General features: G+C 45.5%; 7 protein-coding genes. All 7 read left to right on the top strand.

The genetic code is table 11. The features are described 5' to 3' along the window. The first annotated feature begins 277 nt into the window (after positions 1–277). The 7 genes from RMO55_RS06820 to RMO55_RS06790 all read left to right on the top strand — a co-directional run bounded on the left by RMO55_RS06820 (position 278) and on the right by RMO55_RS06790 (position 8,560). Positions 278–853, top strand: a complete 576-nt coding sequence (locus RMO55_RS06820; protein WP_310425215.1) for a general stress protein — start codon at positions 278–280, stop codon at positions 851–853. A 91-nt stretch (positions 854–944) separates the two neighbouring features. Continuing rightward, positions 945–1,415, top strand: a complete 471-nt coding sequence (locus RMO55_RS06815; protein WP_310425213.1) for a BON domain-containing protein — start codon at positions 945–947, stop codon at positions 1,413–1,415. 345 nt (positions 1,416–1,760) lie between these two features. Next, positions 1,761–2,438, top strand: a complete 678-nt coding sequence (locus RMO55_RS06810) for a DUF1345 domain-containing protein (protein ID WP_310425211.1) — start codon at positions 1,761–1,763, stop codon at positions 2,436–2,438. A 285-nt stretch (positions 2,439–2,723) separates the two neighbouring features. Beyond that, the gene (locus RMO55_RS06805) at positions 2,724–4,265 is read left to right on the top strand and encodes an S-layer homology domain-containing protein (RefSeq protein ID WP_310425209.1); all 1,542 of its coding nucleotides are present in this window, start codon (positions 2,724–2,726) and stop codon (positions 4,263–4,265) included. A 118-nt stretch (positions 4,266–4,383) separates the two neighbouring features. Continuing rightward, complete coding sequence (locus RMO55_RS06800; protein ID WP_310425207.1) at positions 4,384–5,004, top strand: hypothetical protein; 621 nt, start codon at positions 4,384–4,386, stop codon at positions 5,002–5,004. Positions 5,005–5,136: 132 nt separating this feature from the next. Then, entirely contained in the window at positions 5,137–5,346 is a 210-nt protein-coding gene (locus RMO55_RS06795; RefSeq protein ID WP_310425204.1) for a hypothetical protein, read from the top strand. Between the two features lie 343 nt (positions 5,347–5,689). After that, positions 5,690–8,560 (top strand): MFS transporter, encoded by a 2,871-nt coding sequence (locus tag RMO55_RS06790; RefSeq protein ID WP_310425201.1) that lies wholly within the window; start codon positions 5,690–5,692, stop codon positions 8,558–8,560. Positions 8,561–8,665: the final 105 nt, after the last annotated feature.

The following is an 8,665-nucleotide window of genomic DNA, read 5'->3' as shown; positions in this document are numbered from 1 at the left end:
ACGCCGCTGTCTTGAAAAGGTGCTCTACTTGCGGCTCACCTTTGGACGGGTTCCCCGTCAAAAAAGGTGAGACAAGACGGGGAAACCCCAAGACCGCACTTTTCGCAAACCGTCGGGGAACAAAGGCGTGCGCGAATCGCTTTCAACTTTCAACTTTTTAATCCTCCTTTTGACTGACCTAAGTTATCTCGAAATGTAGACGATTTGAACTGACATTTTCAATATGCTGAGAATGTAACAAAGATATCGAGCGTCATTCAGGATAGAAATCATGGACATGAAACACGAACGCAGAGCAGTAGGTGTCTTCTCTAACCGTCTGGAAACAGAGAATGCATTACTAGAAATCAAAAACAGTGGTTTTTCAATGGATAATGTCTCTGTCGTCGGCCGAAACGCCAATAGCGAAGATGAAGTTGCTGGCGTAGCAGTACAAAAAAGTATCGATAACAAAGCTGATGAAGGCGCGGTGACTGGTGCGGTTACAGGTGGTGCGCTGGGTGGTCTTACAGGCTTATTAGTTGGCTTAGGTACGTTAGCTATCCCTGGCGTGGGGCCTGTATTATTGGCGGGCGCGGCGGCTACCACTTTAGCTACGACTCTAGCTGGAACAGCGATTGGTGCGGGTGGGGCTAGTTTATTGGGTGCTCTAATTGGCTTGGGCGTTCCTGATAATGATGCTCAAGTCTATAGCGATTTGCTCGAACAGGGCTACTATCTCGTCGTCGTCGATGGTACCGAGTATCAAGTTCGCAATGCGGGTGAGATTCTGACTCGCAAGGGTATTAGCCAGTGGCAAGTGTACGACGTTGCCAACGCAGCAAGTAAACATACTAATAACATCGGCTATTAGTGCAAAGAGTCCCAGCACTTAGTGTGTTGTGGGACTCTCCTCCTCGCTGCCAGACTCATTTCTATTCCATTATTTGCAGAGGAAACAACTCATGATAACTCTAAAAACTTTTATCCCCGCCCTTGGTCTGGTCTTACTAGCGACGACGGGCTGCCAACAAGCAGCGAAAACAAGTAGTGAAGCACCTGATTCGACTGCGAGCAAAATCGAAACCCCTAGTACTGACTCAGCCAAAACCAACCAAGATGATGCTACTAGCAAAATCAGACGAGACCAGTTAAATTCTGATATTCGGGCACGAGAACAACGAAATAATGCTACCAATAAAGGTCAAGCTATAAACCGCAGCGATAATGACATCGCCAGTGAAGTACGGAGTAAGTTAGAAGCCAATTTACCTGCTAGTGCGCTAGCTGTAACCGCCAAGGATGGTGCAGTGATGGTGACAGGTACAGTACCTACTCAAGCTCAATTCGCTCGAATTGATGGATTAGTTAAGGATATTAAGGGCGTTACTGCTGTGAGTATGAAGGTTGCTGTTGCTCCAGCTAAAGCGAATTAAGGCGTTGCTGAATACAAGTATGATAAGCGATCTTTTCGATGGCTGAAAACATAGGTAGGGGCAATTCATGAATTGCCCCTACCTATGTTTTCATACCTTAATTCAGCAACGCCCGAATTAATTCCCTCTGCTCTATGAGATCCCCGACTTCTCGAAGAAGCGGCTCTCTCGCGCCTTTGTTCCTAGGGCGATGGAAGAGAGACAGCGACGCATCGACCTGGAGGTTTCCTCCAGGTTGTGTACGTCAAGACAAGACAGCGGCTCGCGCTCCTCGGGTTCCCCGAGGGTTTAGCGGCGAGACAAGACAGTCGGGGATATGTTCTACAATCGTCACCGATTATCACTTTGAAATCAGATTTCAGACTACCCAAAAAACTCAGCATTCGTCCTCGACTGTTACTGTCTGCTCTGCTGGCGGCAATAGTAGCGGTACTATTGCCTCCTCCTGTTCATTTGGTGGCACGGCTACTCTGTAGCTGGGATGCTTTTACGCTCTGTTTTCTATTCTTAACTTTGCGAGTAATGCTCCGCGCTAACCCAGAGATTATGCGCCGCTTTGCAAGGCAAGAGGATGAAGGACGGGTGATGATTTCGAGCTTAATTACGATCGCTGCCTGTATTAGTATTGTGGCGATCGGTCTCATTTTACAAGATAAAGGTCAGGAAAATAGCCTCTTATTTCTACATCTAGGACTCTCAATTTTCACAATTGTTAGTTCTTGGTTACTAGTACATACTATTTTCGCTCAACACTATGCTCATATTTACTATAAAGAAGAAAGAACGCTAGCTGAGTGTAAAGCAGATGGATTAGATTTCCCTGGTGAAATTGAGCCGGATTATTGGGATTTCCTCTACTTCTCGTGTGTAATTGGAATGACTGGTCAGGTGTCTGATATTAGTGTCACCTCCCGCGAGATGCGACGATTGAGCTTAATTCATGGTGTTTTATCATTCTTTTTTAATACAACAATTGTCGCAATGATGATTAATATTGTGGCTGGATCGATTAGTCCAAAATAGATGCTATCTATCTATAGGAATAGAGATTGCTTTAGAAACAGAATTTATAATCTACCTATTTGTTGATTTTTTTACTAAGAAATATTAGTACAACTAAAGAAGATAGATAAAAGAGCGATGCCGTGAGCCTCGATCTAGCTAGCTCAACATCTATTGTCAAATAAATATTGAACCAGATAGATTCAATTCTGTCAAAAATAATAGTCGCGTCTACCTATTTATGTTCGTAATAACGAACATTCAATCGAACAAGCCCATTCTCAATCAAATCCTCGTATATAAATCATGAACCAAAAAATCGGACGGACTGGCCTTAAAAATATCGCGCTATTTATTACTCTCTTGAGTGCGACTATCCTTGCCAGCGGAGCTAGGGCATCCGCTTTGCCCAGCTCTACGCTCAAAACAGATTCAGCTATTGTCAAGAGTACTCAAACCCAAATTGCCCAAGCTAATCTTAATGATTACGCGGGTAATTGGGCAGAACCTTTTATTAAAGTACTAATCGACAAAAATATTGTTGTCGGCTATCCTGACGGCACTTTTAAACCCGACCAGCCAGTTACCAGAGCTGAATTTGCTGCCCTGTTGAACAAAGCATTTGAATTACAACCAATCCGCGAGTCCCGCGCATTTAGAGATGTACCTGCAAATTATTGGGCAGCCGCAGTAATTGATAAAGCCTATCGATCGGGATTCTTGGCTGGATACCCGAATCAAACCTTTGGACCCGATCGAAATATCATTCGGATCGAGTCTCTGGTATCTTTAGCTAATGGTAGTAAATTACAGCCAGATGGTTCACCCGATCGAGTAGACGAACTATTCGCCGATGCCGCCCAAGTACCCAGTTATGGTCGTAATGCACTCCTGGCAGCTACCCAAAAATGCGTATCGGTGAGCGTATCTTACCCCGTCAATAAAAATTACGACCCCAACCGCATCGCCACCAGAGCAGATGTTGCGGCTTCCATCCATCAAGTTTTAGTTGCGGCGGGTAGATTACCTGCTCTAGCTAGTGACAATCCGGCTCAGAAATATGTGGTCAACTGCGCGACTGTCGCCAAAATCAGCGAGCAAGACTTGTTGAATCGGACGAGCATTGGTACGGTACCGGAAGTCACCGCAGCAGCCGTCCGTAAGCCCGTGAATGCACCCGCAACGGGAATTACCACCCCCAGTGCATTTGGGGCAAATTGGGGAGATCTGTTTGTAGGGGCTGGCTACCAGAGTAATTTACCCGCCGCAATCGCCCCTCCAGGTGACGGTAATAGCACCGTTTATGGTGCTGGTATCGGTTTAGGAGATGCGAGAAACTTCGTCGGTCTGGAAGCCTCTTATACTGCCGCTGGGACTACTGTAGCCGATCGAGGTGGAGTCAACTTCAAGCTCCATAAACTCTTGGGTGAGAATGTGGCGATCGCGGCTGGTTGGGAAAATGCGATTCGGAATGGCTATACCGATGCCAACGATCCTAAAGATACTTACTACGGTGTGGTAACTGGCATCTTACCACTAGGCGAGACGAGTAACTTTACTGCATCAGTTGGGGCTGGGAACGGTCGTTTCCGTACCTTTGACGATCTGACAGCAGATAACAACACCACTAATATTTTTGGTGGGTTGGGCTTGCGCCTCTCGGAAAACATTGCCGTGGCTGCTGACTATAATGGTCGCAATTTCAGCGTCAGCTTACCGCTGACAGTCAAACTCGGTGACAGTGTTGGTTTGCAAGTAACTCCAGCCTTGCTAGATGTTGCAGGCGACCAAAATACTGGGCCAAAAAGTCGCTTTGCGATCGGTGGTGGGATCGGCGTTCACTTCTAAGCATTTACCCCACAGATAAAGTAGGGGCAATGTCTTGTCTCGCTTCATGAATTGCCCCTACTCTATCCTTCATGAGCATCGCTTTCAACTTTCAACTTTCAACTAATCTAATTGTCCTATGAACATCAAAAACTTTACTCTAGCAACTGTCTCAACTTTAGCGATCGCGATCTTAACTAGTCATCCCGCTCACGCTCAAAAATTTGTAGATATTATCGGCAATCCTCCCTACGGTTCCGATCCAGTTAATGGTGTTCTCGGTAGCGGAGCCACCCCGAATACCTCCACTCGTCCCACCTTTGCCAATGGCTCTTTGGGCAAGGTTAATGCTCTCAGTGCTACCCTCACACCAGCGAGTATTAGCGGCAGTCAAACTGTTGGTGGTAATACAGTTAATGTCGATCCAGCGGCGGCGGAAACTGCTTTTACAGTCATCAATTCCCCTGTAGATGCTAATATTCCAGCCCGCGAAGCTCTCGTCGTTGCCTTGGGTGGAGGTGAGCCAGCGCAACAGTTAGCTCGATCGATGCAAGGGGTTAGAAGTGGGGATGGATCGATCGATCCAATCCTCTTAACTGGGGCGGTAAATTCTTACAACAGCTACGTCAGATCCTTAATTGCTAGTTCTCAAGCCACCCAAAAACCCGCCTCAGAATTAGAAGGTTTTGTGCAAACATTACCACCAGGTCAAAAAGCCGCACAAGTAGTTTTAGGCAAATTATTAGAAGCTACTCGTTAGAGGATATTGCCATAGATATATGCTAGGGAAAACTAAGGCATCAGCAGAATATTCTGTTGATGCCTTAGTAGCTAGGTGCAAATATTTGTCATCCAGAAATTGCTTAAAGATTGTTAGCGATCACCTGCAAACATGGCACTCAAAAAAGTAGGTGATGGACTCGGTTCGGGAATTGGTGATGGGGTTGGTTCGGGAATTGGTGATGGGTATATTTCTGGTGGTGGTGATGGGGCTGGTTCGGGGGTTGATGGTCCAGGATTTGATGGCTCTGGTGATGGGTATATCTCAAAACGTGACATAGGTTTTAGTAATTGTTGGGTATTGTGCAAGTCGTATTTATAGGTACTATTTTAATCTCGACTAATTGGTAATTAATCATCCAAAAGGTAGATAAAATACTTGAGAGATTAAATAGGTTTCAGACACGCTAGATCCCCGACTTCTTGAAGAAGTCGGGGATCTTTTTATTAGAATAGAGCGATATTGACAAGTGAATTTAAAAATATACCTTTAGACAGAAGTTATTTCTCGATCGGTTTGCCATGCTAGTAATTGAGCCAAGATTTCACAGAGCCGTTCTGAGATCGAGATTGTAGATAGGTGTGACTTTATACCAAGTTCCGATCGAAGGTAATCGCAGATTGCTAGAACGGCTTACAAGACGATTATTAATGGAGAAAATAAAATGCTTCCATATTTAGATTTTATCCAAGGTTCCAGCGGTCAGTTATTACACCTGGCACAGTTTAATTCTGAGCTAGGCGGAGCCATTGTCGAGAATTTTTCTAGCCCTCAATTTTTGGTCGCATTGTTGTCAGGATTGCTGATGGCGATCGCGTTTCAATTATTATTAACAAACCTGTCGGTTGCCCTAATTGCTTCTCCAGGTGTTGTGCCAGAGTCCGGTGATGACTCTGATAGTTTGATGGATACAGTGCGAGGAATTGAAACCAAAATTGGCATCGGTGCAATGGTTACGATGACAATTTCTTTGGCTGCTGCTTGCTTTTTGGCAGTAAAACTCAGCCTGACAACTAGTGTATTTGTTGGTGCGATCGTTGGTGTGACGATTTGGTCTGCTTATTTTTCACTTGTTGTATTACTTGGTGCGAATGCGGTTGGTTCCTTAATTGGTTCAATTGTCAGTACTGCTAGTTCTGGTCTTCAGGGAATGATGGGCACCGCCACGACGGCGTTAGGCGCAAATGCTGCTAAAAATCAAGTGGTATCTACAGCCGAAGAAATTACCGCTGCTGTCCGCCGCGAGTTAACTTCAGGGTTGGATGCTGGTAGCATTCAGAAAACGCTGCAAAGTTCGCTCAGTAATTTACAACTACCTAATTTGGATGTCGATAAAATCGGCTCTCAGTTTGAAAAGCTCCTGAAAGAGTCGGATCTTAAAGACATTGCTAATAGCGATTTACTTGGTAATATAAACCGTCAAAGTTTCGTTGATTTAGTTAGCAATCGGACAGATTTTTCTAAAAAAGATATCAATCAAATTGCTGACAAGCTAGAAACTACTTGGAAACAATTAGTTGGCAAAGAAGGCGGACAAAAAGATGTCCCCAGTCAACTTCGCGAGTTGCTCAAGTCGGCAACACCAGAAGATCTAAACTCTGATGAATTGACTGGCAAAGTTCAGCAATTAATTAAAGGGGTCGATCTCAAAGATGGTAATGGTGGTAGTTTTACTAGTCAGGCTCTCCAGTTTGGCTTGAGCGCGCTCTTGAGTAAAGTGGTGCAAAATACCGACCTTTCCGATTTAGATGTTGAGAAGGTTTCTGGTCAAATTAACAAGCTTAAAGCTTCTGTATTAGGCGGTTCTGAACAATCCGAAGCACAAGAATCTGACACCAAAACTAAACCCTTTAGTGTGATTCGAGCAGATCTAGAAAACTATCTGCTGTTCTCACCTGCGTGGGAATTGAACCAAACAGCAGTGAAAAAAGAGTTTAAAGATGTTGTCTACGATCCACAAGCAGATTCGGCTACCATTCGCCAAGAATTAGAGCAGATCGATCGCCAATACTTTGTCGAAACTCTATCCCTGCGCGACGATCTCAAGCCAGGAAGTATCGAGAATCTATCCAACTATCTGGAAGAAGTGCGATCGGAAGTAGTCAATTCTACTCAGACAAATGAATCCGAAAGTCAATCGCCAGATCTTCAAAAAGCGGCTACAGAGCTACGAACTAAGGTCGAAACCTACTTGCGCGACACCAACAAGGAAGAGCTAAATCCAGAAGGCATTCAGCGCGATCTCCAAGCTTTATTTGAAGATCCAAAAGCGGGAATAAGTGCCTTGAAAGAGCTGTTGGGACAATTCGTTGGCGAAGCCTCTCAGAATGAGACTCGAGACACCGTAGTTCAGCTATTAAGCCAACGTCAAGACTTAGATGAAGGTCAAATTAACGAGATCTTGGATCGAGTCGAATCAGTCAAAACCAGCGTACTCGAAGCACCTCAGCAAGTAACCGAGCAAGCCAAGGCGCAGTACGAGAAAACGACTGCGGCACTAACTGAATATCTGCGGAAAACGAACCTCGAAGAACTCGATCCTGAAGGGATTAAAAAAGATCTGCAAACCTTGTTAGACGATCCGAAAGCAGGTGCTGATGCACTGCGTGACAGATTGTCGCAAGTCGATCGAGACACACTAGTTAAACTACTTACCCAGCAGGGAAATCTCACCGAAGAGCAGGTAAATGCAACAGTCGATCGAGTTCAATCTGCAATTGGATCGTTGGCTAGCCTACCGGAGGTAATCGTCAAAGCACCTCGTCGTCTAGCCAATCGTGCCCAAAAACAGGCGGTAGACTTTGAAGCCAGCCTCGAAAACTATCTGCGGAATACCGAGAAAGAAGAGCTTAATCCTGACGGTATCAAACGTGACCTCCAACTGCTTTTAAAGCACCCTACAGCAGGGTTTGATAGCTTGGGAGATCGAATTAGTCATTTCGATCGATCGACCTTTATCGCCCTATTATCCCAACGCGAGGATATGTCTGAGGAGGAAGCAAACCGAATTGCCGACCAGGTGGAATCGACCTACAAATCTCTCACCGAGCAGATTCAGAAAGTCAAACAAACCTTTCAGTCAGCGATCGATAATATCTTCGGTAAAGTCCGCGACTATCTCAATGCCCTAGAGCGTCCCGAACTCAACTATGAAGGCATTCAAGCCGACTTTAGCAAGATCTTTGACGATCCTCAAGCGGGATTTGAGGCTCTAGGAGAGCGACTAGGACATTTCGACAAAGAAACCCTGGTAGCTGTTTTGAGTTCCCGTGAGGATATCTCTGAGGAAGATGCCAACCGGATCATCGCCAAAATCGAGGACACCCGCAATACCGTGATGGAGCGGGGACAGCGGATTCAGCAAGAAGTCCAAAAACGATTTAAAGCAGTCAAAAAACAGGCGCGAGAACAAGCGATCGAAGCGCAGAAAATGGCTGCAAGTGCTGCTTGGTGGTTGTTTGGCACGGCGTTGACATCCTTGGTTGCTTCGGCAATTGCTGGGATGATGGCGATTAATGGGGTAGGTGCTCTTTAATCGAATCGATTGTTGTTCTTAAAAGTCCACTGGACTTTGTTTAGAGGTGGTTTACCCCCCAACCCCCCCTTGTAAAGGGGGGGCTTTCTTACTCCCTCCCCTTAG

The sequence above is a fragment of the Chamaesiphon sp. VAR_48_metabat_135_sub genome (genome assembly GCF_031418915.1).
In the GTDB taxonomy this organism is placed as follows: domain Bacteria; phylum Cyanobacteriota; class Cyanobacteriia; order Cyanobacteriales; family Chamaesiphonaceae; genus Chamaesiphon.
Note: the sequence above shows the minus strand (reverse complement) of the source record. Positions and strands in the feature narration are given on the sequence as shown.

Bases quoted from the DNA above. Each gene is read 5' to 3' on its own strand.
- RMO55_RS06805 (WP_310425209.1), top strand. From the start codon at position 2,724: ATGAACCAAAAAATCGGACGGACTGGCCTTAAAAATATCGCGCTATTT.
- RMO55_RS06790 (WP_310425201.1), top strand. From the start codon at position 5,690: ATGCTTCCATATTTAGATTTTATCCAAGGTTCCAGCGGTCAGTTATTA.
- RMO55_RS06820 (WP_310425215.1), top strand. From the start codon at position 278: ATGAAACACGAACGCAGAGCAGTAGGTGTCTTCTCTAACCGTCTGGAA.
- RMO55_RS06795 (WP_310425204.1), top strand. From the start codon at position 5,137: ATGGCACTCAAAAAAGTAGGTGATGGACTCGGTTCGGGAATTGGTGAT.
- RMO55_RS06815 (WP_310425213.1), top strand. From the start codon at position 945: ATGATAACTCTAAAAACTTTTATCCCCGCCCTTGGTCTGGTCTTACTA.
- RMO55_RS06800 (WP_310425207.1), top strand. From the start codon at position 4,384: ATGAACATCAAAAACTTTACTCTAGCAACTGTCTCAACTTTAGCGATC.